The sequence below is a fragment of the Kordia sp. genome (genome assembly GCF_045105435.1).
Taxonomy (GTDB): domain Bacteria; phylum Bacteroidota; class Bacteroidia; order Flavobacteriales; family Flavobacteriaceae; genus Kordia.
Genome location: NZ_JBGCDL010000256.1, coordinates 1 through 26,317, shown reverse-complemented (window position 1 = coordinate 26,317; position 26,317 = coordinate 1). Strand labels below are relative to the sequence as shown.

Here is a 26,317-nt window from a genome sequence, read left to right as displayed (position 1 = left end):
ATACCACGTTCTTGCTCTTGCTCCATCCAGTCCATTGTAGCAGCACCATCATGTACTTCTCCAATTTTATGACTTACACCTGTATAATATAGTACACGCTCAGTCGTAGTAGTTTTACCCGCATCAATATGCGCAGCAATACCAATATTTCTAGTATATTTTAAATCTCTAGCCATTTCTTAGTTATGTAATGAATTAAAATCTAAAATGAGAGAATGCTTTATTCGCCTCAGCCATTTTATGTGTATCTACTCTCTTTTTAACTGCTGCACCTTCTTCTTTGGCAGCTGCCAATACTTCAGAAGCTAATTTTAAAGCCATTGACTTCTCGTTTCTTTTACGAGAATAGCTAATTAACCACTTCATAGCGATAGATACTTTTCTATCTGGTCGAATTTGCATTGGAATTTGAAATGTAGCTCCACCTACTCTACGAGAGCGAACTTCTACGTGTGGCATTACATTAGATAATGCATCTTTCCACAATTCCAAACCTGATTTCTCTTCGTCTGTTTTCTTTTCTTCTACAATATCAATTGCATCATAGAAAATTTTGAATGCTACCGACTTCTTACCATCCCACATTAAGTTATTCACAAAACGCGTTACTAACTGATCGTTAAATCTTGGATCTGGCAAAAGAGGTCTTTTTTTAGCCTTACTTTTTCTCATGTCTTTACATTAAAAGTTTTTAATTACTTCTTTGGGCGTTTTGCACCGTACTTAGATCTACGTTGTGTTCTACCTTCTACACCAGCGGTGTCTAAAGCTCCACGAACGATGTGATATCTAACTCCTGGTAAATCTTTTACCCTTCCACCTCTAACTAATACTATCGAGTGCTCTTGTAGATTGTGTCCTTCTCCTGGAATATACGCATTCACTTCATTACCGTTTGTTAAACGAACCCTTGCAACTTTACGCATTGCTGAATTCGGTTTTTTCGGTGTTGTCGTGTATACACGCGTACAAACTCCACGTCTCTGAGGACAAGAATCTAAAGCAGCCGATTTACTCTTCTTAGTTATTTTGGCTCTTCCTTTTCTTACTAATTGTGAAATTGTTGGCATCTATTATTAAATATATTTTTGATGTTAAAACCCTCTTTAGAGGGCGGCAAAGGTAAGTATTATTTCGAATTATTCAAATCTTAACGACTTAATTTTCAATAAGATTAATTTTTTCGAGTGTTTCCACATAGTATTTCCTGTTTTTTTACGTTATTTTGAAGCATGATCTTATTCACCTTTTTAGCTTGAAAAAATCAACACTACATATTTCCCTTTTATTATTCATCCTTTTTTGTTCTTTATTTGTCAGTGGACAAACTTTACAAATTAATGGAAATACCGCCGATGCGCAGCAAATTATTAACGCAACAAACTATAAGAAATCGCACGAAAATATAAAATCTATTGCAGACGAACTTATTTCTTTACAAAAAGCGTTTTTTAATATTGGCTATTTTGACGCTTCTTATTCAAAACTTGAGAAGGTGAATGATTCTATTTACCAGAGTACTTTCAGCCTGAATACAAAATATACTTCTTTAACTATTAATTACAACAGCGACAATTTAGACGAAAGTCTACTAAAGGCATTTAATCTAATTTACACCGATAGCACATTTACCATTTCGCCCGAAGATTTGACACCGTTTTTAGAAGCCATTGTCGAGAATTTTCAAAATACAGGAAATCCTTTTGCAGAAGTTCAGCTAAAAAATATTATTAAAGACAAGCAAACTATTGTAGCCGATTTAGACATTAAAGTTATTGAAAAGCGAAGTTTGGATAAGATTATTATTAAAGGATATGAGAAATTTCCAAAATCATACACCAAACATTATTTACGATTGACCTCAAACGTTTTTAATAAAGATGAAATTACCAAACAGACAAAACGCATTGATCAATTAGCTTTTGCACGTCAAATTAAAGATCCTGAATTGCTTTTTACAAAAGACTCTACAACCTTATACGTATATATTGAGAAAGTAAAGAGTAATTTTTTTGATGGTTTTTTAGGATTTAACTCTGATGAGGAAACGGGAAATTTGAAATTGAATGGTTATCTCGATTTGAAATTGATCAATAATTTGAATGCCGGCGAACAGTTTACCGTTTTATGGAAGAATGATGGAAATGGACAAACGAAGTTTTTAGCAGATTTGAAGATTCCTTATGTTTTTAACTCACCTATCGGTATTAATGCTGGATTGGATATTTTTAGACGCGACTCTCTTTTCAATATTGTCAATACGAAACTAAATACCTTCTATCAAATTAACCAAAACAATCAAGTACATGCCGGAATTTTACAAACCGAATCAAATAACTTACTAGAAGATAATACCAATACAAATATTGATGATTATAAAAGTTTCTTTACGACTGCTGGGTATACTTTTTCTAAACGAAATAATAATTACAGCATTTTCCCAAATAAAATATACGCAAGCTTAGAAGCGCAATTAGGTAGCAGAACTAATAATCGTGAAAAGAACGAGCAAACGAAATTTTCATTTACTGGAAACTATTTATGGGAACTGAATGACAGAAACTTCTTTTATATTAACAATACTTCTGAAGCGTTAATTTCCGATCAATATTTAACGAATGAAAAGTTCCGCTTAGGAGGAATACAATCCATTAGAGGATTTAACGAAAATAGTTTAGAAGCTACATTATATAGCACAATCAATACTGAGTACAGATATATTCTTTCGCGAAATTCGTATGTACACTCCATTATAGACTTCACTTATTTACAAGACGATTTAACTGGAACAGATGTAAAACTATATGGTTTTGGTTTTGGACTTGGTATTCGATCTAAATCGGGACTTTTAAAAATTAATTATGCAGTTGGAAAAACGGATGATTCCACCATTAAACTATCTGAATCTAAGGTGCATATAAGTCTATCAACTTCTTTTTAGCATCAGTCAACATGCTACTTTTATCGACAACTAGCCACTTTTTTCCTCAAAAAAATAGGAATATTAACATATTATTAGGATTTTTGGAATAGCTAATTCAAATAATTAACACAATGAGAACAAAGTTTAATGGAATGTTGACGCTTTTGCTGGCGTTAATGGTGCAGCTTGCGCTTGCACAAGAAAAAACAGTCAAAGGTACTGTTTCCGACGAATCTGGAATTCCGCTTCCCGCGGCCAGCGTAGTCGTTAAAGAGACTAATAAAGGTGCAACTTCTGATTTTGATGGTAATTACTCCATCTCAGTAAATCAAGGACAAACACTGGTATTTAGTTATGTTGGTTACAAACTAAAAGAAGTTAAAGTTGGTGCTTTAAGCACCATCAATGTTTCTTTAGAACCTGACAACCAACTAGAAGAAGTAATTATTACCGCACAGGGTATTAAAAAAGAAAAGAAAGCTTTAGGGTATGCCGTAACTACGGTTGACAGTAAAGACTTAGAGCAAAAAGCAGACACCGATATCGGTAAGATATTACGTGGTAAAGCTTCTGGTGTACGAATTACTGGTTCAGGAGGGGTTTCTGGTAGTGGTTCTAACATTATTATTAGAGGACAGTCTTCTATTACAGGTGGAAACCAACCATTATTTATTGTGGATGGCGTACCATTTGACGGATCTTCAGGTAGCGCAAACCAATCCGCAAGCTCAGGAGCGTTCCAATCTGGTAACGTAGCAAGTAGATTTGCCGACATTGACCCTAACAACATTGAAAGCGTAAGTATTTTAAAAGGCTTAAGTGCAACTGCATTATATGGTGGTGAAGGACGTAACGGTGTAATCTTAATTACAACGAAAACAGGAAAAGATGCTAACAAGAAAATGGAAGTTACTATTAATCAATCTATTTTCTTCAACGACATTATTTTACCAGACTATCAAGACACTTGGGGTAACGGTTTCCAAAACGTATATGGTGCATTTTTCAGTAACTGGGGAGCACGTTTTGATAGTCAAGCAACTATTGACAACGCATTTAGAACATCGCTTGTAAATAACTTTGGTGTTGAACCATCAGTGTTATTTCCTGGCAGAACAGACTTAGACGCACAAGATGTTACTTACAGACCTTATAATAGTCAAGAAGCATTCTTTAAAACAGGAACAATTGCTAGCACTTCTGTAAATGTTTCTGGTGCATTTGGAGACAAAGGAAGCTTCAACTCTTCTTATGCACATGTTGAAGATCAATCATTTATTCCAAACAACAACTTACGAAGAGATAACTTCTCAGTTGGAGGAACCTACAAAATGTCAAACAAATTTACCTTATCTGGTAAAATTAGTTTAGCTAAAACAGATATTAGAAGTCCTTTTACAGATGCTTCTACTGGTAGTGACGTAACATCATCTACTGCTGGTACTGGAGGTGTTGCTTCTATTTGGAATATTCTTTACTTACCAAGAAGTGTTGATATTACATTACCAAACCAACACCCAATTACTGGAGAAAGTATTTGGTATAGAGGTGGTAATGATCGTACAAACCCAGCTTGGGCGCTTAACAACACTCAAGACAAGCAAAGTACTGATCGTGTATTTACAAACTTTGTAGCTTCTTATGCTGCTGCAGATTGGTTAAATGTAAGTTACCGTTTAGGTATTGACAGTCAAAACACAAGAGGAACACGCGCAATCAACAAAGGGTCTAATGATGGTTTACATCCAAACGGATATTTACAAACAACTTCGCAAAGATTCACTATTTGGGATCAATCTTTACTATTTACTTTAGATAAAGAACTTTCCGAAGACTTTGGATTGCAAGCCACAATTGGAGGTACAACGAAGCGTCAAGTTTTTGAACGTGATGGCTCCGAAAGTAGAGATCAAATCATCTATGGTTTATTAAATCACTTAAACTTTAGCAACTCAAGTACTATTATTGAAGGAACTGTTTTTGCTGATAACAGCCAAACATACCAAACATTTAATGAAAGAAATAACGTGGCTGCATATGTTTCAGGAACACTTTCGTATAAGAATTTCTTATACTTAAACACTTCTTTGAGAAACGAATGGGATTCTACACTTGAACAGGAAAACAGATCACAGTTTTCACCTGGTGTAAGTATGTCATTCATTCCTACATCTGCTTTTGAAGGACTACGTTCTACAAACGGATTAAACTTCTTAAAGCTTAGAGCTGGTTATGGTACTTCTCCTGGTTACACAGTACCTTATACTACAAGAAGTGCAGTTTCTTTAGTTCCTAATATTTTCCAAACAGCTGGTGGACTTGGAACTACGACAACAAGTATTCAAAACTTCTTACCAAATCCAAACTTAAAGCCAGAGCTTTCTAAAGAATTTGAAATTGGTCTTGAAGCAAGAGTTTTAGACAACAGAGTTGGAATTGACTTCACATATTATAATAAAGACACAGAAAACCTAATTATCGCTAGACCTTTAGCTCCTGAAACAGGATACACAAGCACATTTACAAATATTGGTAATGTAATTAATGAAGGTTTTGAAATTGGCTTTGACATTACTCCTGTAAGAACAGAAGACTTTGAATTTAAAATCTCTGGTAGCTTTACACAAAATGAAAGTGTTGTAAAAGGTCTTGATGAAGGAGAACAAATCCAGTACGGAGGTTTATTTAGCTCAACAACAAATGCTGCGATTAACAATCAACCACTAGGTGTAATTGTTGGTGGACAAATTGCAAAAGACGAAAACGGAAACAGACTCGTAGGAGAAGATGGGTACTGGCTTCAAGATCCTGAAAATGGAGTTATTGGAGATCCAAATCCAGATTGGTTCTCTACAGTAAATACTGGATTAACTTGGAAAAACTGGACATTCAACATGCAATGGGAATACCAACAAGGTGGAGACATTTACGCAACAACAATTGGTGCCTTAGTAGGTAGAGGACTTGTTGAAGATACAGATTTTGACAGAACTCAAAGTATTGTATTACCAGGCGTACGTCAAGCTACTGGACAACCAAACGACATTCAATTAACTGCTACCGAAGCATATTTTAATAATATTGGTTTTGGAATTGATGAAGTATTAATATACGACGCTACTCACATTAGATTAAGAGAAGCAGCTATTAGCTATAGACTTCCAAAAAAATGGTTAGACAAAACACCATTCGGAAATGTATCATTTACTGTTTCTGGTCAAAACTTATTTGTAAAAGCATTTAATACTCCAGACAGTGTAAACTACGATCCTGAATTAAACAGTTTAGGTGTAGGTAACTCTCAAGGATTTGACTATTTGACTTCTTGGAATTCAAGAAGATACGGTATGAGCGTAAAAGTAACTTTCTAAAAAAAATTAACAATGAAAATAAAAAGTAATATATTATTTTGGTTGCTAGGTCTAATACTTGTCTTCTCTTGTGAAACAACAGAATTAGATTTACTAGTAGATCCAAACGTTCCGACTCCCGAAGCATTGGATGCGGATACAAATCTGAACTTTATACAGTTTCAGCTTGCACAATTTTTTGAAAATGCAACTGAATCTGGTGCAGAAGCTGTACGTTTAGAATATATGTTTGATACATATGCCATAAACTATAACAACACAAACGCTAGTAATAGCAACATGTGGACAACTGCATACGCCAATATCTTAAACGAAGTAGAATTACTAATTCCAGTTGCTACTGCCTCTGGACGCGCTAGACATATTGGTGTTGCTAGAATCATTAAAGCATACACAATGATGACAATGGTCGATTATTTCGGCGACGTTCCTTATACAGAAGCACTACAAGGAAATAACGGAATTGTTTTCCCAGCTGTTGATGCTGGTGCTGATGTATATGATGCTGCTTTAGCTGAATTAGACTTAGCATTAGCTGATTTTGCAAGTATTGATGCAAATACACCTGGTTTTAATGACCTATACTACAGTGAAGACAACAGTAATACGATGCCTAACTGGAGCAAATTTGCCAATTCGTTAAAATTAAAGTACTATTTAAACAGACGACTTATTGATCCAACAGGAGCTGCAGCAGGAATTAACGCATTACTTACAAGTGGAGATATTATCACTTCAAGTTCAGAAGATTTCAAATGGTCTTCAGGAACATCGATAAACCCACAAAGTAGACACCCATATTTTGTTGAAGAATATTTAGCTGCCAATACGGGAGAATACATTCCTAACTATTTAATGTGGGCATTAGCCGTTGAAAAAGGTGAGGATGATCCAAGATTAAGATACTATGTATACAGACAATCAAGTGGCTTTCCTTCTGATGAAGCTACTCTAGATAATGAAATAAGCTGCTGGAATGACCCAAGACCTACAACGTATACAGCAATTGACGCTATGCAACCTGTTCCATTACCTTTCTGCTCATTATTTGGTAGAGGAGATGGTTATTGGGGTAGAGATCATGCAAATCGTGAAGGTATTCCACCAGATAACACTAAAAGAACTACGTTCGGAGTTTATCCTGTAGGTGGACGTTATGATGATAACGATGCTGATGGAATTGATGATAATGATGGATTACAAGGTGCCGGAATATGGCCAATTATGATGGACTCATTTGTATATTTCATGAGAGCTGAAGCTGCATTATTTTTAGGTACATCTGATGACGCTGCTGCTATGTTAGAGCAAGGAATTAGATCTTCTATGAATACTGTTACCTCTTTCTTACCTAATCCAGGAGACTTTACAAATGTAACTACTTCAGGCGACATAGATGATTATGTAATTGCGGTTACAGACGCATACATGGCCGCTACAAGTGATGCAGAACGTATGAATATCATTGGTAAAGAATACTGGTTAGCAATGTACGGAAACGGAGTAGAAGGATACAACCTTTACAGAAGAACTGGAGCACCAGGAAACTTACAACCTACATTATTAGGTACGGGGACATTCCCAAGATCATTCCTGTATCCAAACGTTACAGTTGATAGAAATATAAACATATCGCAAAAGCCTGGACTTGCAGTACAAGTATTTTGGGATAACAATCCTGCTGGATTTATTCAATAAAAAATAAATTATGAAAAATAAATTTTTAAAAACAATCCTAGCTTTAAGTGCTGTATGTATAGCATTTTACAGCTGTAAAGATGACGACACGTTACCTGTTGATTTTGATGATTTAATCAATACAGGAGTACCATTTGCTTCAGAAATTACAACAAATGGCTCTACAAACGTTAACAAATTAGACCCAGCTAGCTCAAGCTTCTCTAAGGATTATCAATTGATTTCTCCTGCTGGAGGAACTGACATCTCTAAAGTAGAAGTATATGTAAGCATTACAGGACAAAACATCACTGCCCCTGAAGCTTTACTAGCAACAGTAGAATCATCTAGCTTCACACCTTCTTCAACAGGAGGATACCCTGAAGTAAATGTTACCTATGACGGAGCATCTATTCTTGCTGCTTTAGCAATTGACGCCTCAAGCTTAGAAGGTGGTGATAAATTTGATTATAGATTAGCATTAACTAATCCGCAAGGAACTTTTTCAGATGTAAGTGCTAACTTTGACAATCAATCCGCAGATCATACTTTCTCATCTACTGTAGTTTGTGATTCACCTACGTTACCTGCTGGTAACTGGGTTATTGATATGCAAGATTCTTATGGTGATGGATGGCAACCAACTACTGGTAACGGTGGCGGAGCTGGAATCACAGTTGCATTAAGCGATGGATCTACTATCGAAATCGGACTTTGCACACCTTATGAAGCGCCTGGCTATCCATGTACAAGTGGACTTAGTTCTGGCTCAGCAACTATCACTATTCCAGCTGGAGTAAGTGGAGACTGGACTTTTAATGGTGATTTTTGGGGAGAAATGTCTTTCCAAATCTACGGACCAAGCGGTAGTACTGTAGCTACTGGAACTGCTGGATCAGGAGCTGGACCAATTGCATTAAACTTATGTAATGAATAAAATCATTAGATTTTAAAATAATATAAACTGCCTTTGAAATTTATTCAAAGGCAGTTTTTTTTTAAGTTAATATTCTTTACTTTTCGAGACTAAAAAGTCAACATCAGCTTTTTTAAACAATCAACGCTATGAAAAATCAAATGAAAAAGAAGCTCTTTTTATGTGGTGTATTATTGTTCTTTATTCATGCAAAAGCCCAAAATACAGTTGGAACATTAACAAACAATCAAGGGACTTATAACGGATATACACTATATGCACCAGCAGGACATACAGAAACATATCTCATCAATAATTGTGGAGAAATTGTGAATCAATGGACAAGTACTGTTGCTCCAGGAAACGCAGTATACCTTTTAGAAAATGGAAATCTACTTCGAGCTGGCAGAATATCAAATCCAGATATAAACTTTGGCGGTGTTGGTGGAAAAGTTGAACTATTTGATTGGGATGGTAATTTACTTTGGGAATATACTTACTCTTCTACAACCGTATCTCAACACCATGATGTATTTCCCATGCCAAATGGCAACATACTAATGCTAGCCGTATCTACAATGACCGAAGCAGAAGCCCTTCAAGCTGGTAGAGATCCAAATGATATTACACAAGGCAAGCTATTTAATGAGCAAATACTAGAACTAGAACCTGTCGGAGCTAACGGAGCAAATGTTGTTTGGGAATGGAATGTAAATGATCATTTAATACAAGATTTAGATCCTACGAAAGATAATTTTGGTGTAGTTGAAGACAATCCGCAACTACTTGACATAAACTTTTTAGGAGGTTCAGCAGGAAATGCAAATTGGCTACACTTCAACTCCATTCAATACGATGAAAGATTAGATCAAATTGTAATAAGTTCAAGATTACTTAGTGAAATTTATATTATTGATCATAGCACTACAACAACGCAAGCAGCAACCAATACAGGCGGCGCTCGCGGCAAAGGAGGTAATTTCTTATATCGCTGGGGAAATCCACAAGCATACAAAAGAGGCACTCCAAGTGATCAAAAATTATTTGGTCAACACTACCCACATTTTATAGCTGACGGATTAGATGATGAAAGAAAAATCATAGTATTCAACAATGGTCTTACTCGCCTCCCAAGTGTATCACAAATAGATATTATTTCACCTCCAGAAGATTCAGATGGTGTATACAGCTACACACCAGGAGCAGCTTATGGACCAACAAATACAGACTACACATACAAAGCAATTGTGGAAACTGATTTTTATTCTAGAATTTTATCAAGTGCACAACGATTGCCTAACGGAAACACACTCATTTGCGATGGTGATGATGGCTATTTTTTTGAAATAACTCCTAGTGAAGAAATTGTATGGGAATATATTAATCCTGTTACACCTACTGGAATTTTATCGCAAGGAGATGATTCAACAACTTCACCAAACCTTACTTTCAGAGCATTAAGATATGCTTCGGATTATCCAGCTTTTGATGGACGCACACTTACACCAACCGTAGCTGTTGAACAAAACCCCAACACAACTGGATGTACAATTTTAAGCGTAACTGAATCAGAAGCTATTAATTTTCAAATCACACCAAATCCAACAAAAAATACAATCTCAATAACAGGAAATACATCCATTGATAAAATTGAAGTTTACTCCATGCTTGGTCAACTAATACATTCTACTCAAAAAAGAACCATTGATCTAAATAAAAATAGTGCAGGAATATACATAGTGAAGGTGTATGCAAACAACAAAATATCAACTTCAAAAATCATAAAACAATAAGCAAATCTTAATCTCGGTATTTATTTTATATAATTTATAGATAAAACTCAATAATTCGCCCTTTTGAATTATTGAGTTTTTTGATAAAAAAGCTAAAAAACAGAAAAGTAGCGGCTTATCCATCAGTTTTTTATCAATCCGTTAAAATATTTAACAAAACTGTATCGTTTTGATAATTTTAAGTTTAATAGCCCCGCATCCCCCTCATTTCTACACCTATACCCTTATAAATTAATACAAAATAAACCCTGTTTTTCAAAAAAACTTAATCTTTCTGAGCATTTTTAAGAAAAAAAAATTGGATTATTAACATATAATTAGGATTTTTGGCGATAGCTAATTCAAATAAATTAAAAAAATGAGAACAAAGTTTAGTGGAATTCTAACGCTATTCCTAGCGTTATTTGTGCAGATTCTGTTTGCACAACAACAGACTGTCTCAGGTACGGTTACCGATGACACAGGTATGCCGCTGCCAGGAGCAACTGTTTTGATTAAAGGTACTACTACAGGTAAGACTACTGATTTCGACGGTAATTATTCTATCAAAGCTAACAACGGGCAAACGCTTGTATTTAGTTATGTAGGATATACTAACCAAGAAATCAAGGTTAAGTCTGCAACTATCAATGTACAATTAAAAGAAGGTGAAGCTTTAGAAGCTGTAACAGTAGTCGCTTATGGTGGAGCTGTAAACAGTGCAAAAGTAGCATCTGCAATTGCTACAGTAGATGGTTCGACAATTGAACAAGTTCCAATTAACTCGTTAGATCAGGTACTTCAGGGTGCTGCTGCTGGGGTTAATGTGAACACAGGTTCTGGACAACCAGGTCAATCTGCAACAATTATCATTAGAGGACGTGGATCTCTACAAGGTGATATTGAGCCATTATTCGTAATTGATGGTGTACCAGTAGATCAGGATAACTTTAGAAGTTTAAACCAAAATGACATCGAATCTTTATCAGTATTGAAAGATGCGGCTGCTACAGCTATTTACGGTAACAGAGGTGCCGGTGGTGTAGTAATCGTTACTACTAAGAAAGGTAAGAAAGGATCTGGAATAAACATTCAGTACAGAACGCTTTACGGTGTTGCTGTAAAACCTAAAACTAGATTTGAGGTTATGAATGCAAGCCAATTCTTAACTTTTCAAAGAGATTTATTACCAGGAACACAATTTGGTGATGGATTATCTGATACACAGATTGCTGCTATTTCAGGACAAACAAATACAAATTGGTCAGATGTGTTTTTCCAACAAGGAACAACATTATCTCACGAATTAAGTATTTCAACTGGTAATGAAAATACTAGTTCATATACATCTGTTCAATACTTCAAGCAAGAAGGTATTACTTTAGGTAGTGATTTAAAACGTTTCTCTTTCAGAAATAACTTCAATGGAAGTTCTGACAGTAAGAAATTTAACTATGCAACTACATTGACATTAAACCGCTCGGTGAGTAACTTTATTGTTGATGCTGCCAGAGGTGGAAATACAGGTGGTCAGTTAGACAACCCGTTCTTAGTACCTTATATTGGACTTCCTTACTTAAACAGATTCAACCCTGATGGAAGTTTAAATACATTTGGTACTGTACGAAGTGGAGCAATTAATGCTGCAGGAGATCAAGTTAACGCAAATGGATTCTTAAACACTCCATTCTTAGCATTGAACACTGCAATATTTAATACTGACCAAGAAACTGAATTCAAGGCAGTAGGTAGTATTTCTGCAGATTACAATTTTGCTAAAAACTTAACTGCTGGTGGATCTTTTGGTATTGATTACACAAATATCGAATTATTACAAATCACTACTCCATCAAGTATTAGAGGTTTAATTTCACCGAATCAAGGTTCTGAAGTTAAAGGATCTCAAAGTGAAACATTCTTCAGAGATGCTAACTTCATTATGAATGCATTCTTAAGATACCAAAATGATATTACTGATAAATTAAATTTATCTGCTTCTATCTATGGAGAGTATAACTATTCTAACACACAATCTGCTGGATTTACAGCATTCGGATTGAATCCTGCACTTCCAGGTTCTTCTGCTGGTTTTACTAGTGGAAACACTCAAGAAGGGGACGATACAAACGGTGATGGAATTTTAGATGCTGAAACTGAACTAGCATTAAACTACGTTCCAGGTGTATTTTCATCTGAAAGTGAGCTTGCATTAGCTTCTTTATTCGCAACGTTAGATTTAGACTACGACGGAAAATATGGTTTCGCTGCTACAGTAAGACGTGATAAAACATCTCGTTTCCCTAAAAACCCAACAGGTACATTCTGGTCTGTTGCTGGTCGATGGAATATTGACAACGAAGATTTCATGAGTGATGTAGAATTCATCAATGCTTTAAAAATTAGAGCTAGTTATGGAGTTGTTGGTAACCAAACTGTTGGTGGACGTTATCAAGGTTTACAAACAGTAGCTGCAGATCCAACTAGTTACCAGTTAGGAACTGGATACGGTTTAGGTGGATTAATTGATGAGGATATCAAATGGGAAACTACAAACCAATTAAACGTAGGTTTAAGTTTCGGTCTTTGGAATAATAGATTATCAGGAGAATTTGATTACTATAACTTCTTAACTGATGATTTATTCTCTCTTAACAGTCCATTATCTGTTGCACAAACTGGATATAACACTGTTATCTCTAACATTGGTAGTATGAGAAACTCTGGTGTTGATTTACAACTTGCTTATGACGTATTAAGAAAGTCTCAAACGAATCCTTGGGCTATTACTGTACGTGCAAATGGTAACTTTAACAGAAACAGAGTAGAAGAATTACCAGTTGGATTTACTGGAAACACTCTTCGTACAACTGAAGGTCGTCAAGCATTAACTTGGTTCGACGTTAGATGGGCAGGAGTAGATCCTTCAAATGGTCAACCACTTTACTATGATATCAATGGTGATATCACCAACAATTATGATCCAAATGATGCTGTATATTTAGATAAAAACTTTGACCCAACTTACACGGGAGGTTTTGGAACTGATATATCTTATAAAGGTTTCACTTTAAATACACTATTTTCTTTCTCAGCAGACAGATGGAGACGTAATGGATCTTTAGCAATTATTGAAGATGCTTCGTTAGCAGGATTTGCTAACCAGTCTGTTACTATGTTAAACGCTTGGACTACTCCAGGTCAAGTAACTGATATTCCAAGATTAACATTCCAAGGTCGTGCAGAAATTGGAGATCGTTATATAGAGGATGCATCATTCTTACGTTTAAGAAACATTTCGCTTTCTTATACAGTAGATCCTAAAATTTTAGAGAAAACAAATGTCATTTCTGGAATGAGAGTTTTTGTTCAAGGTACAAACCTTGTAACTTGGACTAAGTGGAGAGGATTTGATCCTGAAGGAAACCAATCTGGAGGTTTCTTCGATTATCCTATTCCTAGAACATTCACTTTAGGATTTGACTTAAACTTTTAAATAAAAAAATAAAAATGAAAAAATATTTTCTAATACCAATTATTGTTACCTTACTCTTTACAGTAAGTTGTGATGATCAATTAGAACGTTTTCCAGTGGACACTTTAGTTGAAGAAACAGCTTTTCAACAAGTATCCGATTTAGAAAATGGACTTCGTGGAGCTATTAACAGTATCAACCGTGGAGGTGGACAAGCAAGTTTAATTGCATTTAATTCTATCTTTACTGATAACTGTAGAGTTGGGGTTGACTCAGGTGGTCAACAAATTGCATTAATCAACCAAATCCTTAACACTCAAGGTGGTGACCAAGGAACTTGGACTGATAGATATAATGCTATTAACAATTTTAACCGTCTTTTAGCTGCGGCTTCTACAATCGCTCCTCAAACAGGAGAAGAAGATACGTATGACAACATTTTAGGACAATCGTATGCATTTAGAGCATACTTACACTTTAACTTATTAGAGTACTATGCAGAAGATTTAACAAACGCTTCTTCTTTAGGTGTATACTATCAAAATGTTGTGGCTACTTCAGGTTTTCCAGCGAGACAAACAGTTGGAGAAAATTTAACTGAAATTGAAAACGATCTTACTTTAGCTTCTAGCTTAATACCTGCTAGTGCTACAGATGTAAACTATGCAACGCAAGACTTTATTACATTCTTAAGAGCTAGAATCGGATTGTATACTGGTGATTACACTAGCGCAATTTCAAATGCTAATACAATTATTTCTAACTATACATTAGCAAATCAAGCACAATACACTGCTATGTTTGCTGGTGACGGTGATACAACTGAAGTTGTTTTCAAATTTGACAATGTTCAAGGAAACAATGCAGCTATTGCTTTCAACTGGATCTTTACAGGTACAGGTGGTAGCTTTATGGAAATGTCAAACGGATTATTTGCTGCATTTACTGCTGGTGATGTTCGTCGTACTGTAAATGTTGATCCAACAAGTGATCCTGGTGCTGTTGAACCTTTATTAGTAATTGGTAAATATCCACCAAATGCTGATACTAACTATATCAACGATTACAAAGCTATGAGACTTTCTGAAATATATTTAATCAGAGCTGAAGCGCACGCTAGAAAAGCTGCGCCTGATTTCGCTGCTGCTGCTGCTGATATAGCTTCAATTAGAACAGCTAGATTCGGTTCTGCTCAAACAGTAGGGACTTACACTTCTTTAAACGAAGCTATTACTAGCATCAAAGATGAAAGAAGAATAGAATTATGTTTTGAAGGATTTAGATATCTTGACATTAAGAGATATAGAAATATATTAAATACTGGAATCGAAAGATTACCTGCTGATTGTGGAACTGTACCATGTTCTTTAGCTGTTTCATCTGAGAAATTTACATTCCCTATTCCTCAGGCTGAAATAAATGCGAATCCTAATATGGTTCAAAACTCAGGATACTAATAAAAAAAAAGAAAGTAATGAAAAAAATAGCAATACTTTTTATAACTGCATTGTTCGTATTCACTTCTTGTGAAGAAACAGAATCAGTTATATATGATGGTAGCCAAACATTGGCATACTTTAACGGAACTTCTTCAAGTTTAGAGGTTGAAATTAATAATACAAATACTATTGACATTACTGTAGGAGCAAGTACTATTTCTTCATCTGATAGAACTGTAGCAGTTTCTGTTGATGCCGATAATACTTCTGCTTCAACAGATATCTATAGCTTCCCTTCTACTGTAACTATTCCTGCAGGAGAATATTTTGGAACATTAACTGTAACAGCTACAGATAATGGATTAACAACGCAGCCAGAAACTTTATCATTGAAAATCGATTCAATTGAAGGTGGTGGTGTTGGTAGTTCAATTACACATACTGTATCAATTGTAGAAATTTGTCCAATTGCTGCAACATTTGCAACTGGTGATTATACATTAAATTTTGTATCTGGAGGTATTGGAGCTGCAGGATTTGCACCACCTTTAGGAACAGGTATTACTGTTCAATTAATGGCTGGAACTGCTTCTACGGAAAGAATTTTCAATGTAAAATGTTATCCAAGTTTTGGATTCTCTAATACACCAGCTGATTTCTCATTCAACTTAGTTTGTGGTACTACTGTATCCAATGGTATTGTTGAAGGACAAATATCAGGAGTTGGTTGTGGCGGATCTATCGCATTTGGACCTGCTGCTACAGCAGGAGCATATACTGTTGGAGATGATACTAATATAACTCTTAATTTTGCAGAAGATACTGCTGAAATTTGCGGTGCTACTGGTACAACTTCTTATACACTAACTAAAATATAATTAACCTGTTATGAAAAAAATCGTAAAATTATTCATCTTACCATTAGTATTGGTACTTACATATAGCTGTGTGAGTGATGATGATAGTAGGTTTCAATCAAATCCAGAATCTGGATGGATTGAATTTCTATCTGCTTCGACTACTACATCAGTAGACAACGCATTAACTACAATTTCGATCCCTGTAAGCTTTACAGCACCTATTAACCCTAGTAGCTTAAATGTTACTTACGCTATTCAAGATGTAGTGGGTAATTCTAGTGATGCTGTTACAGTTAGCGGATCTCTTAATATTGCTCCAGATACAAATTCTGGAACAATCGTTTTAAATGTTATTCCTACAGCAGCTACTGCATTAGTAGCTTCTGATATCTCTTTTGATATCGTTTTACAAAGTGCATCTAGAGGTGTTGGAATCGGATTATCTGATGGTTCTGCTCAAGTAGTACATACTGTAAACTTAGTATGTGATCTTACATTAGACTTAGGTGGAATGTACAGCGTTACTACTAACTACGGATACCATGATTTCTTACCAAGCTTCAACCCAAATACTGAAGTAATGGAAATCGTTGATAACGGTGATGGTACTTTCTTCGTACAAGATTTCTCTGGAGGTCTTTACAATGGAGGTCCTTACAGTGCTGCTTACGGTACTGGTCCAACTAGTTTTGACGTAGTATTCAGTAACTCTTGTAACAAAATCCAATGGGATGGACAAAGTGACCCTTGGGGATCTGTTATTCCATTAAGTGGAGGTGTTAACGAAGTTGACGTTGCTACAGGAGTTGTTACTATTTCTTGGTTCTGTGAAGGATACGGAGAAAATGGAGTATCTGTTTATACACCAATGTAGAAATTAATATCACATTAGTAATACATACTAAAAACCACCCAACTGGGTGGTTTTTTTATTTTATATTTGTCCCATGCAAAATAACAATACACAAATTTTTGGCATAAGAGCCATTATAGAAGCTATTAACTCAGGAAGCACTATTGACAAGGTTTTTATACAAAAAGGCCTTAGAGGCGAACTATTTAACGAATTAGACCAACTTTTACGTACTAACGCAATCAGTACTTCGTTTGTTCCGCCAGAAAAACTAAATAGACTTACCAAAAAAAATCATCAAGGTGTAATTGCATTGATTTCACCTGTGGAATTCTATGATCTTGATTCTTTAGTCCTAAACGTCATTGAATCAGGAAAAGTTCCTAAGTTTTTAATATTAGATCAACTTAGTGATGTCCGTAATTTTGGCGCCATCATAAGAACCGCAGAATGTACTGGAGTTGATGGTATCATTATTCAGAAAAAAGGAGGTGCGCCTGTAAATGCCGATGCTGTAAAAACTTCAGCAGGTGCCATTTTTAAAATTCCAATCTGTAAAGTAGATCACGTTAAAGATGCTATTTATCACTTGCAAAGTTCTGGTGTGCAAATTGTAGCTGCAACCGAAAAAACAGAAAATAATGTATATGATATCGATTTTACAGTTCCTGTGGCTATTGTAATGGGTTCTGAAGGAAAAGGTGTTTCGCCATCTATCCTAAAAATTGTAGATCATCAAGCAAAACTACCAATACTAGGCAAAATTGCTTCTTTAAATGTTTCTGTTGCCTGTGGTGCTTTTTTGTATGAAGTTGTACGACAACGTTTGGCGTAACTATTCTTCTTCAGAAGTTTTAGAATGATCAATATAAATGTAATTAACTCTAAATCGAGTTGGTACAGTTAACTCCTGCTCCACTTCATCGGGTAAGATTTCAATAAAATTTCCTTCCGCATCAAAATGACGCATAAAGGGATCGTCTTCTGGTACGAATTCCTTTTTTTCCCATTCGTATGTTTCTTTTGAATATACTACTGGCAAAAAAACAGCGAGTAAAAATCCTGTAATAAATCCTCCTAAATGACCTTCCCAAGAAATATGAGATTCTATCGGAAATAAATACCACAGCATTCCGCCATACAAAAACATGATAATTAATGATACGGCTACAAATCGATAATATCCCGTAATAATTCCCTTGAAAAAGATAAAACTCATCAAAACATAAATAAATCCACTCGCACCAATATGATTTGCTTCTCGCCCAATAATCCATGTAATAATACCTGAACCGAGTAATCCTATAACAAAAATGGTCCTAAAATGCGATCGATAGAAATAAATAATAGCCGCACTCAGTAAAAACAGTGGAACTGTATTATTCCAAAGATGCTTCATACTACCATGAATAAAAGGACTTAAAAAAATACCGCGCATTCCTTGAACTGTTCTTGGATACACTCCATAATCATTGAAACGAAATCCAAAGCGAACTTCACTCCAATACACAACCCAAATCGAAAAAATAAACAGAAATGGAATCAAGATGACCGCAGGTGTAAATATAAAAGGATGCTTTTTAGAACTCATAGTGCATTTTACACAAAACAGTCAAAAAATCAGCCAAGATTCATTTGCATGAAAAATTGTCACTTTATTTTCAATATACTACTTTTACAAAATGAGTGAACCACTAGCAGAACGCATTCGCCCAAAAACACTAGAAGCATATATCAGTCAAGAACATTTGGTTGGTGAAACTGGCGTGCTTACACGTCAAATTAAACAAGGAATAATTCCTTCGCTCCTACTTTGGGGACCGCCAGGAACAGGAAAAACCACCTTGGCAAATATTATTGCAAGTACTTCCGACAGACCTTTTTATACACTTAGCGCAATTAGTTCTGGAGTAAAAGACGTGCGTGAAGTCATTCAACGTGCAAAACAAGACAATGGTTTATTTACCACGAAAAATCCAATTTTATTTATTGATGAAATTCACAGATTCAGCAAATCGCAACAGGATTCGCTATTAGGAGCTGTCGAAAAAGGTTGGGTTACGCTTATTGGAGCAACGACCGAAAATCCAAGTTTTGAAGTCATTCCTGCATTATTGTCGCGTTGTCAAGTATATGTATTGAATCCTTTCGGGAAAGATGATTTGGTAAAATTGTTGCAACGTGCAATCAAAGAAGATACGGAACTCGCCAAGAAAAAAATTACACTCAAAGAAACAGAAGCATTATTAAAACTTTCTGGTGGAGATGCCCGAAAACTGCTCAATATTTTTGAATTGCTTATCAATTCTGAAGGAACAGCCGAAGTCATCATCACCAACGATTTGGTATTAAGTCGCGTTCAAAAAAATACGGTTTTGTATGATAAAACTGGCGAGCAACATTACGATATCATTTCAGCTTTCATTAAATCCATCCGCGGAAGCGATCCAAATGGCGCTGTATATTGGCTTGCCAGAATGATTGAAGGTGGCGAAGATGTAAAATTTATTGCGAGAAGAATGCTCATTTCTGCAAGTGAAGATATAGGAATTGCCAATCCGACAGCTTTGGTTATTGCGACCAACACGTTTCAAGCCGTTTCTATAATTGGGTATCCCGAAGCGCGTATTATTCTAAGTCAATGTGCTGTCTATTTAGCAACTTCTGCAAAAAGCAACGCTTCGTATATGGCAATAAAAAAAGCACAAGCACTTGTAAAAGAAACGGGCGATTTACCCATTCCGCTACACTTACGAAATGCGCCTACAAAACTCATGAAAGATTTGGGTTATGGCGAAGATTACAAATATTCACACGATTACAATCATAACTTTGTAGCACAAGAATATCTTCCAGATGAAATTTCAAATACAAAAATATACGATCCAGCAAGCAATCCGCGTGAAAAAAGCTTGCGTGATTTCTTAAAAAATCGTTGGAAAGATAAATATGATTATTAAAGCATTATCATAACTGCAACACTTATCCTTTTTTGTGTAAACTCAATTGTTGTATTACAATTTTATCATCATCTTTTCTAGATAATTCGAGTTCAATTCCTAGTTTTAAACTATCTTGAAATGTCCAAACAAATGTTCTGCCATAAAACCCACTAGAAAAAACTAAATCACCTTCTCCAATCTTATTTTTTAGTTCCTTGAATGTATCTCGATACTGTAATCCAAAGGGAAGTTTACCTTTAAAAGATTTGTGTCGCCAACTCTCTTTTTTATAATTATTAAGAAAAATTGCATCAATAATCCCTAGACTATCAATTCTAATTTGAATTCCATCGTCTTCATATACATAATCTTTTTTTTCTTTGGAGAAATCTCTAATTTCTAATTTACCTAACTCTTTAATATATGCCAGTACTTTTTTTGAGTTGATATCAACACCAATAAATTCATAAAGATTTTGATTGATAAACTTTTCATTTTTAGTCGTTTGTACATCAGTTTTGTTGGAAGAAGTTAACGTTGTTTTCGTTTTTTGTGTACACGACAAAAACATACAAAACAAAAAGAGGTATAAATATTTCATTACATAAAGAGTTAATTGCTATTACCTTTTCAAAAAATACTTTAAAACTTAATATTCAACTCAGATTTCTTGTTTCCATCCTTTGTTGATTTCGACAAAACCCAATTCCCATTTTCTTTAAAAACGGTAGCATCTTGCCCTTTGACTAAATACACATTTGGAACACCTGTTTTTAATAAAATCATCACCACTTTTGGCGTACTATCTACCAATTGATAACCGTTTTCTATGGCTTGTGCATATAAAATAGCATTCTTTACAGTTGATGTATTTGTCATTGCAACTTCTTCAACTTCCTCAATTTCTTCAACCGCTACAACCTCAACAACTTCTTCTTTTTCAACAACAACTGGTGGCGGCGGTGGCGGAACGTCCATTACTTTTTTCTTTGGTTGATACGAATAATTTTTCTTTTCAACAGCCTCAAAAGCTCTTCGTAATGCTTGATTATACGATTTTTCATAGGCTTTTATTTTGGATCGCCCAAAAGGAGTTTCCATCACAATTTGGTTAGAACAATCGCGAAGTACAATAGCCATTTTTGTAGTAAATATGCTTGAATCATTCGTAATTCCTACATACAACGCCATGCATCTGTCATCTCCTAAATCTTCTGGAAAATCTTGATTATCGTATAATACTTCAAAACCATTTTTTTTAAATAAGTGACGAACTAATGTGTTTACACGATATTTATCATGCTTCTTTAAAAAGTCAAATTTATACGGAATAACAACGTATTTGTACTCATTCAGCTCTTGCGAGAAACAAGAAAATGTAATTAAAAGAACCACAACACTCGCTAAAAAACGTTTCATCTGCTTATTTTTATAAGGTTAATTTTATCAAATAGAATGCATCAAACTATAAATAGTTTATTGTAAAAAACACACATTTGGCTTTACTTCACTTTCTATTTTTACTATTTGGCTCCAAATTAAGAATTTTATTGGAATCCACTACTTTTTCTCCATTGGAAAAATATAATTAAAGCCCAATTGCACAGAAGCATAATTAGATTTGGCGAGATTTTGGTATTCCAGTAGATTATCTGCCATAATGTAAAAGTTTATATTCCCAATATGCGAAGACAAACCAACTCCAACATTGGTTTTTGAAAAACCATCAACCGTATACGTAACTTTTCCGCTTAAAAAATTAAATATTTGTCTGCGATAAAATGCGCTAAGTGCCAATTGTGGTCTTCGCGAGCGTCCAATAGCAAACAATTGCATTCCTACTTCGTTTAAGTAATCACCATCATCAGCCGTGCAATTACATTCTTTCAAGGTTTTTTTTCCGTATTTGTACGAAGCAGAACCATTTATTTTCGGCGAACGCCACGCTATATAATTGTTCGAAATTGTATCTAGTTCGAACAAGTCTTCAAAATTATCGGTAATTTCTTGCCAGTATTCATCTGCTGTTTGTCCTGAACCATTGTTTGGGAATAATGGATTTACACCTTCAAAAGTATATTTACCTTTTAGCGTATAGGTTTCTACATCTTTTGTATGATAAATGAATCCCAAATCTTGAATACTTCCTGTCAATGTCCATTGTTCTTTTGGATGATACGTAAATCCAAAGTCGACTCCTAATCCTAAATTTCCACCTAAAAGCACACGTTTACGCAACTCTTTTACGGCTTTTTGATTCCAATCATTTTGTCCATCATTTTCTAAATCAGCTAAAGAAGTGAAGCCAGAAGTTTGAAACTCCAAATCTAAATCGAATGTATGATTGTAAAAGTTATTGGTTCCTTCTGTGGTAATAAAACTTCCTCGATTTCGGGTTGAATTGAAATTAAGAAGACTCGAATAGATTTTCCCTCGAAAACCATAAGTCAATTTTTTATTTACTTTCGTTGTAATACCAACATGCAATACAGAAAGTAATTCACCTTTTGCGTTTACATCTCCTAAATCAAATTCACGTCCTATATTATTTTGATTTCCTTCAAATGCAAGAATCGCGTAATCTCGCGGATAATAAAAATGTACATCTAATTCTTGATACAATCCAAAAGACACGTATTTATTAGGTTCATACGAATTTCCGTACGCAAAACCGCCACTTAAAATTTCTAATTGTTGATTGATGGTGAAATAGTCATTTCGATCTAAATTATACACAACACGACGTAGCTTTTCATTAAAATCAATACCATTTTCGGCAAATAAATCATACGCGTTTACACCAGAACTTCCAGCACTTAAATGAATATGTGATACTAATGGAACGCCAGCATGCCATTTATAATTTACTTCTGTTCCAGGATTTAATAGCAACGATTGCGGAATGTCTGTATAATTATACAGCAATTGCTTGTTTTGAGCAAACGCAAAACTAGTAATGAATAGCAGTATGAAACTGAGTTTTTTCAAAGAATCGCAATTAATTATTCGTTATCAATTAAAAAGAATAAAGTCGCTTTTGAGCGCATTTTTATATTTCCTACACTGTTTTCATCTAGCGGAATTCCTGTTGGACTTGGAAACATATTTAAAACTACTTCAAGGCGTTTTGTATTTGTGAATTGTTCTAGCAGTGCATCTTCAAATACTTCGGTATGTGTTACTTCAACTTCATTATTTCCGTTAGGCATCACGTCAATTGCAAATGCATGTAGTATGAAATCATTTTCATCGTACATGATGACATCTGCTCTAAAATTTCGATCGATTGTATTTGTAACTTCAAAAAAGAATTCGGCTTTTATTAGATTTTCACGAAAAAACTCATCGTTAAAAACATCTAATTCTAAGTCGTCACCTTCTGTTACAATCGCGGTTCCTGTCGGTTCAGAAAATTGAGCTGCTTGGAAGTCAAAAAAGATCAAACTCGCTTCTAATACAGGCGAAATAGCAATATCTTCTGCCTGTTCAAAATCGACATCTTTTACGCAAGAAGCGAGAAGAAATACTAATAGTATGGGCGCAATTTTTTGTAGCATTAACAGTCTAAGTTTTAATTTACGGAATGTCTGTTTGCAAATCGTTGAAAAGTTTTCAATCGGATTCATTCACTAAAAAACAATGCAATAGGACATGTACTAAAATGATTTCAGCATGAGAAAAGTATTGAAACTCTCTTCTTCATAACAACTTTCTATTAAAAAAACGACGCTTTTTCAGTTTTATTACAGAAATTTTTCAATTTCATTCAAATGATGTACTATTGGACAAAGCAAATGGTTGTATTTTTTGTCGAAATCAACCTGAATAACTTTCATTTTCACTTCCAAAGCTCCTAAAATATCTGCTTCGAAGCTATCGCCAATCATCAGTGCATTTTCGGGCGCTACATTTGCCAATTCTAATGCATGATGAAATATTTTCGGATTCGGTTTTTTTACATCTACACTTTCCGAATCGATAATATGTTCAAAATACGGCGAAATTCCAGATGCTTTTATTTTTCGTTGTTGTACATCGCGGAAACCATTCGTTATAATATGAAGCGTATAATTTTCCTGTAAGTTTTTCAATAATTCTTCTGTGTACTCAAAAAGATGATTGAAACTTGACAGATTTTCTATGTATTGTGCTGCTAATAGATTGATTAATTCATCAGAAGCATCAAACTCAATTGCTTTAAATGTTTTAGATAAGCGTTGATAGCGCAATTCTTTTTTAGAAATTTTTTCCTCTCTAAACAATCGCCAATATTCTAAATTCACAGGAACATACACCGCTAAAAAACGTTCAAAATCTACCGGAACATTATTTTTATCGAGTATTTTTTTGAAAGTTAACGCAGAATTTTTTTCAAAATCCCAAAGTGTGTGATCTAAATCAAAGAAAATATCAGTGATGTGCTGCATTGCTGTACGCTTTTAATAGATTGATATACAATTCTTTCCACTCTATATTGCGCTCAGAAAGTACAACATTATGAAATATTGCTGCAAAAGTACCATTTACTTTTTGGACTTCGGTTGCCATTTTCATGATTTCATTCGGAAAAAACTCAGCATCTTCGGCGCCTGTATATTGCATACAAAACGGATTTACTTTTAAAGGTGTTTGAATTTCCAGACCGATGTCATAAAAATAAAATGGACTACAAGTGCCGGCACGAAATCCGATCGCATCACGATAACCCATCGAATAATCTTCTGATAATTCTAAATCGATCAAACCTCTATAAAATTGCGGAACATTGAGCATGTTATAATGTTGTCGCACGCGTTTTACAGGTCTATTTATCGTAGCAGTCAGTCGCTTCTTCTCTACTTTGAGCTTTTCAATTTCTAAAAATGAAGCATACGAAGCTAGCAATCCAACTTTACTATAATCGGAAACGTTTTTTATCAAACGAATGAACACATTTTTATAAATAGATATGTTGTGATCGTTGGTTGCATAATCGCCAATTTGAAAGAAATAATATGCTTTGGTTTTGTATGTTTTGTGCAGCGAAATAAAGGTTTCAAAATTATTAAACGGATCGTCTCGCATTCCTAGTAATACTGCAAAACGTTCTATGAAACGTGAAAATTTAAACCGTATAATATCTCTCACAAACCCGCCTAGTGTTCGCAGAATTCCGCGTTTTTTATAGGCATACGCTACAGGAATATTGATGATTGGCTTGTATGTAAATTCACGTTTTTCGGGCACTACATCTGGAAATCGTTCTAATATAATTTTTAAAAATTTCTGACACCAAATATCAACCACAGGAATGGTGAGAAAGTTGTTTTTAAACGCCAAACTTTCCTCAGCTGTATAACGTCCGTGTTCGTCTTTTACATACGGTAAATATTCTTCGTATCGACTTAACATGTAAAAACTTGCCGCAAATATATCATACGGAATACTACTTTTTTCGCCCGCAGGAAAAAAACAAGGTGTTGTGTCCCATTGCTGAATGGTAATGTCTACTTCTCCAATTCCTTGCTCAAATAGTAAATCGTGACTTCTCACAGAAAATTCATCACCAAGTGGTTGTTTTACATATGACATTTTGACTTCATTATGCGCAATAAAGGTTTCAATTTTTGTAGTAAAATCGATCGGAATTCCTAAAACACGTGTGAGTACATGTTTGAATGTATACCGTAATCTTGGTGTAATTTTTTTAGTATATACTAAGAGCATTTAGAGTAAGTTTTCATCAGCGAAACTAAAATACTCTTTTTCTGTGATAATTAAATGATCTAATACTTTTATATCTAAATTTTCGGCTCCTAAACTCAATTTCTTGGTAATATATATTATTCAAAAGTTAAAGACTTCTTTATAAGAATAGATCTTATGCATCATTATTGAATGATAAATTGTAAATTTTAACATACAATTATTAATAATATTTTTCTTATATTTATCAGAACTATAATCATTTATTATGATAAATTTTTCAGAAAAAGAATATGAAAACTTAAGACAAGATACAGTTGAAATACGAGATTGTATTACTAAATATATTGGATTCATTATTACTATTACAGGATTCTCTGGATTAGTGAAGTTCCTTATTATTTACG

At 34.7% G+C, this 26,317-nt stretch carries 21 protein-coding genes and 1 pseudogene; 11 read left to right on the top strand and 11 right to left on the bottom strand.

Going from position 1 to position 26,317, the window contains the following annotated elements:
* The 3 genes from AB8B65_RS13190 to rpsL form a co-directional block, all read right to left on the bottom strand.
* The coding region (locus AB8B65_RS13190; RefSeq protein ID WP_405301561.1) for a GTP-binding protein at positions 1–176 on the bottom strand (176 nt) is incomplete at its 3' end.
* 19 nt (positions 177–195) lie between these two features.
* Complete coding sequence (rpsG, locus tag AB8B65_RS13185) at positions 196–672, bottom strand: 30S ribosomal protein S7 (RefSeq protein WP_405301559.1); 477 nt, start codon at positions 670–672, stop codon at positions 196–198.
* Positions 673–695: 23 nt separating this feature from the next.
* Positions 696–1,070: a 30S ribosomal protein S12 gene (gene rpsL / locus AB8B65_RS13180; protein WP_007094992.1), complete on the bottom strand. Its 375-nt coding sequence runs from the start codon at positions 1,068–1,070 to the stop codon at positions 696–698.
* Positions 1,071–1,255: 185 nt separating this feature from the next.
* Here rpsL and AB8B65_RS13175 point away from each other — a divergent pair, with 185 nt between their 5' ends.
* The 10 genes from AB8B65_RS13175 (at position 1,256) to rlmB (ending at position 18,118) form a co-directional block, all read left to right on the top strand.
* Positions 1,256–2,941, top strand: a complete 1,686-nt coding sequence (locus AB8B65_RS13175) for a hypothetical protein (RefSeq protein WP_405301558.1) — start codon at positions 1,256–1,258, stop codon at positions 2,939–2,941.
* 113 nt (positions 2,942–3,054) lie between these two features.
* Complete coding sequence (locus AB8B65_RS13170; RefSeq protein ID WP_405301557.1) at positions 3,055–6,294, top strand: SusC/RagA family TonB-linked outer membrane protein; 3,240 nt, start codon at positions 3,055–3,057, stop codon at positions 6,292–6,294.
* 12 nt (positions 6,295–6,306) lie between these two features.
* Entirely contained in the window at positions 6,307–7,992 is a 1,686-nt protein-coding gene (locus AB8B65_RS13165) for a SusD/RagB family nutrient-binding outer membrane lipoprotein (RefSeq protein WP_405301555.1), read from the top strand.
* Positions 7,993–8,002: 10 nt separating this feature from the next.
* Entirely contained in the window at positions 8,003–8,908 is a 906-nt protein-coding gene (locus tag AB8B65_RS13160; protein WP_405301553.1) for a hypothetical protein, read from the top strand.
* Between the two features lie 140 nt (positions 8,909–9,048).
* Positions 9,049–10,680, top strand: coding sequence for an aryl-sulfate sulfotransferase (locus tag AB8B65_RS13155; protein WP_405301551.1), 1,632 nt, complete (start codon positions 9,049–9,051; stop codon positions 10,678–10,680).
* A 358-nt stretch (positions 10,681–11,038) separates the two neighbouring features.
* Positions 11,039–14,152, top strand: a complete 3,114-nt coding sequence (locus tag AB8B65_RS13150) for a SusC/RagA family TonB-linked outer membrane protein (RefSeq protein ID WP_405301550.1) — start codon at positions 11,039–11,041, stop codon at positions 14,150–14,152.
* A 14-nt stretch (positions 14,153–14,166) separates the two neighbouring features.
* Positions 14,167–15,588 (top strand): RagB/SusD family nutrient uptake outer membrane protein, encoded by a 1,422-nt coding sequence (locus AB8B65_RS13145; protein WP_405301549.1) that lies wholly within the window; start codon positions 14,167–14,169, stop codon positions 15,586–15,588.
* 17 nt (positions 15,589–15,605) lie between these two features.
* Entirely contained in the window at positions 15,606–16,448 is an 843-nt protein-coding gene (locus tag AB8B65_RS13140) for a hypothetical protein (RefSeq protein WP_405301548.1), read from the top strand.
* 10 nt (positions 16,449–16,458) lie between these two features.
* A complete protein-coding gene (locus tag AB8B65_RS13135) occupies positions 16,459–17,304 on the top strand; it encodes a hypothetical protein (protein WP_405301546.1) in 846 nt (281 codons plus the stop codon).
* A gap of 73 nt (positions 17,305–17,377) precedes the next feature.
* Entirely contained in the window at positions 17,378–18,118 is a 741-nt protein-coding gene (gene rlmB / locus AB8B65_RS13130; protein ID WP_405301545.1) for a 23S rRNA (guanosine(2251)-2'-O)-methyltransferase RlmB, read from the top strand.
* Here the strand turns inward: rlmB and AB8B65_RS13125 are convergent, their stop codons facing one another.
* The gene (locus AB8B65_RS13125) at positions 18,119–18,874 is read right to left on the bottom strand and encodes a rhomboid family intramembrane serine protease (protein ID WP_405301544.1); all 756 of its coding nucleotides are present in this window, start codon (positions 18,872–18,874) and stop codon (positions 18,119–18,121) included.
* 91 nt (positions 18,875–18,965) lie between these two features.
* Between AB8B65_RS13125 and AB8B65_RS13120 the strand changes: the two genes are divergently transcribed.
* Entirely contained in the window at positions 18,966–20,243 is a 1,278-nt protein-coding gene (locus tag AB8B65_RS13120) for a replication-associated recombination protein A (protein WP_405301542.1), read from the top strand.
* Between the two features lie 22 nt (positions 20,244–20,265).
* Here AB8B65_RS13120 and AB8B65_RS13115 read toward each other — a convergent pair whose 3' ends face one another.
* The 7 genes and pseudogenes from AB8B65_RS13115 to AB8B65_RS13085 form a co-directional block, all read right to left on the bottom strand.
* On the bottom strand, positions 20,266–20,826 hold the full coding sequence (locus AB8B65_RS13115; protein WP_405301540.1) for a hypothetical protein: 561 nt from the start codon (positions 20,824–20,826) through the stop codon (positions 20,266–20,268).
* Positions 20,827–20,867: 41 nt separating this feature from the next.
* The gene (locus AB8B65_RS13110; RefSeq protein ID WP_405301539.1) at positions 20,868–21,644 is read right to left on the bottom strand and encodes a hypothetical protein; all 777 of its coding nucleotides are present in this window, start codon (positions 21,642–21,644) and stop codon (positions 20,868–20,870) included.
* A 141-nt stretch (positions 21,645–21,785) separates the two neighbouring features.
* Positions 21,786–23,213 carry a DUF5723 family protein gene (locus tag AB8B65_RS13105; protein WP_405301537.1) on the bottom strand — a complete coding sequence of 476 codons (1,428 nt, stop codon included), beginning with the start codon at positions 23,211–23,213 and terminating at the stop codon, positions 21,786–21,788.
* A 14-nt stretch (positions 23,214–23,227) separates the two neighbouring features.
* On the bottom strand, positions 23,228–23,782 hold the full coding sequence (locus AB8B65_RS13100) for a hypothetical protein (protein WP_405301536.1): 555 nt from the start codon (positions 23,780–23,782) through the stop codon (positions 23,228–23,230).
* A 186-nt stretch (positions 23,783–23,968) separates the two neighbouring features.
* The gene (locus AB8B65_RS13095; RefSeq protein ID WP_405301535.1) at positions 23,969–24,652 is read right to left on the bottom strand and encodes a YjjG family noncanonical pyrimidine nucleotidase; all 684 of its coding nucleotides are present in this window, start codon (positions 24,650–24,652) and stop codon (positions 23,969–23,971) included.
* Entirely contained in the window at positions 24,636–25,931 is a 1,296-nt protein-coding gene (locus AB8B65_RS13090) for a polysaccharide deacetylase family protein (RefSeq protein WP_405301534.1), read from the bottom strand. The genes AB8B65_RS13095 and AB8B65_RS13090 overlap by 17 nt, the downstream gene beginning before the upstream one ends.
* Positions 25,932–26,042: pseudogene (locus tag AB8B65_RS13085) on the bottom strand (JAB domain-containing protein); the annotation flags it as partial.
* Between the last annotated feature and the right edge of the window lie 275 nt (positions 26,043–26,317).

What these genes read in the sequence shown, in the direction of transcription:
- rpsG (WP_405301559.1), bottom strand. Translation starts at nt 672, where the DNA reads ATGAGAAAAAGTAAGGCTAAAAAAAGACCTCTTTTGCCAGATCCAAGA.
- rpsL (WP_007094992.1), bottom strand. Translation starts at nt 1,070, where the DNA reads ATGCCAACAATTTCACAATTAGTAAGAAAAGGAAGAGCCAAAATAACT.
- AB8B65_RS13170 (WP_405301557.1), top strand. Translation starts at nt 3,055, where the DNA reads ATGAGAACAAAGTTTAATGGAATGTTGACGCTTTTGCTGGCGTTAATG.
- AB8B65_RS13165 (WP_405301555.1), top strand. Translation starts at nt 6,307, where the DNA reads ATGAAAATAAAAAGTAATATATTATTTTGGTTGCTAGGTCTAATACTT.
- AB8B65_RS13160 (WP_405301553.1), top strand. Translation starts at nt 8,003, where the DNA reads ATGAAAAATAAATTTTTAAAAACAATCCTAGCTTTAAGTGCTGTATGT.
- AB8B65_RS13155 (WP_405301551.1), top strand. Translation starts at nt 9,049, where the DNA reads ATGAAAAAGAAGCTCTTTTTATGTGGTGTATTATTGTTCTTTATTCAT.
- AB8B65_RS13150 (WP_405301550.1), top strand. Translation starts at nt 11,039, where the DNA reads ATGAGAACAAAGTTTAGTGGAATTCTAACGCTATTCCTAGCGTTATTT.
- AB8B65_RS13145 (WP_405301549.1), top strand. Translation starts at nt 14,167, where the DNA reads ATGAAAAAATATTTTCTAATACCAATTATTGTTACCTTACTCTTTACA.
- AB8B65_RS13140 (WP_405301548.1), top strand. Translation starts at nt 15,606, where the DNA reads ATGAAAAAAATAGCAATACTTTTTATAACTGCATTGTTCGTATTCACT.
- AB8B65_RS13135 (WP_405301546.1), top strand. Translation starts at nt 16,459, where the DNA reads ATGAAAAAAATCGTAAAATTATTCATCTTACCATTAGTATTGGTACTT.
- rlmB (WP_405301545.1), top strand. Translation starts at nt 17,378, where the DNA reads ATGCAAAATAACAATACACAAATTTTTGGCATAAGAGCCATTATAGAA.
- AB8B65_RS13125 (WP_405301544.1), bottom strand. Translation starts at nt 18,874, where the DNA reads ATGAGTTCTAAAAAGCATCCTTTTATATTTACACCTGCGGTCATCTTG.
- AB8B65_RS13120 (WP_405301542.1), top strand. Translation starts at nt 18,966, where the DNA reads ATGAGTGAACCACTAGCAGAACGCATTCGCCCAAAAACACTAGAAGCA.
- AB8B65_RS13115 (WP_405301540.1), bottom strand. Translation starts at nt 20,826, where the DNA reads ATGAAATATTTATACCTCTTTTTGTTTTGTATGTTTTTGTCGTGTACA.
- AB8B65_RS13110 (WP_405301539.1), bottom strand. Translation starts at nt 21,644, where the DNA reads ATGAAACGTTTTTTAGCGAGTGTTGTGGTTCTTTTAATTACATTTTCT.
- AB8B65_RS13100 (WP_405301536.1), bottom strand. Translation starts at nt 23,782, where the DNA reads ATGCTACAAAAAATTGCGCCCATACTATTAGTATTTCTTCTCGCTTCT.
- AB8B65_RS13095 (WP_405301535.1), bottom strand. Translation starts at nt 24,652, where the DNA reads ATGCAGCACATCACTGATATTTTCTTTGATTTAGATCACACACTTTGG.
- AB8B65_RS13090 (WP_405301534.1), bottom strand. Translation starts at nt 25,931, where the DNA reads ATGCTCTTAGTATATACTAAAAAAATTACACCAAGATTACGGTATACA.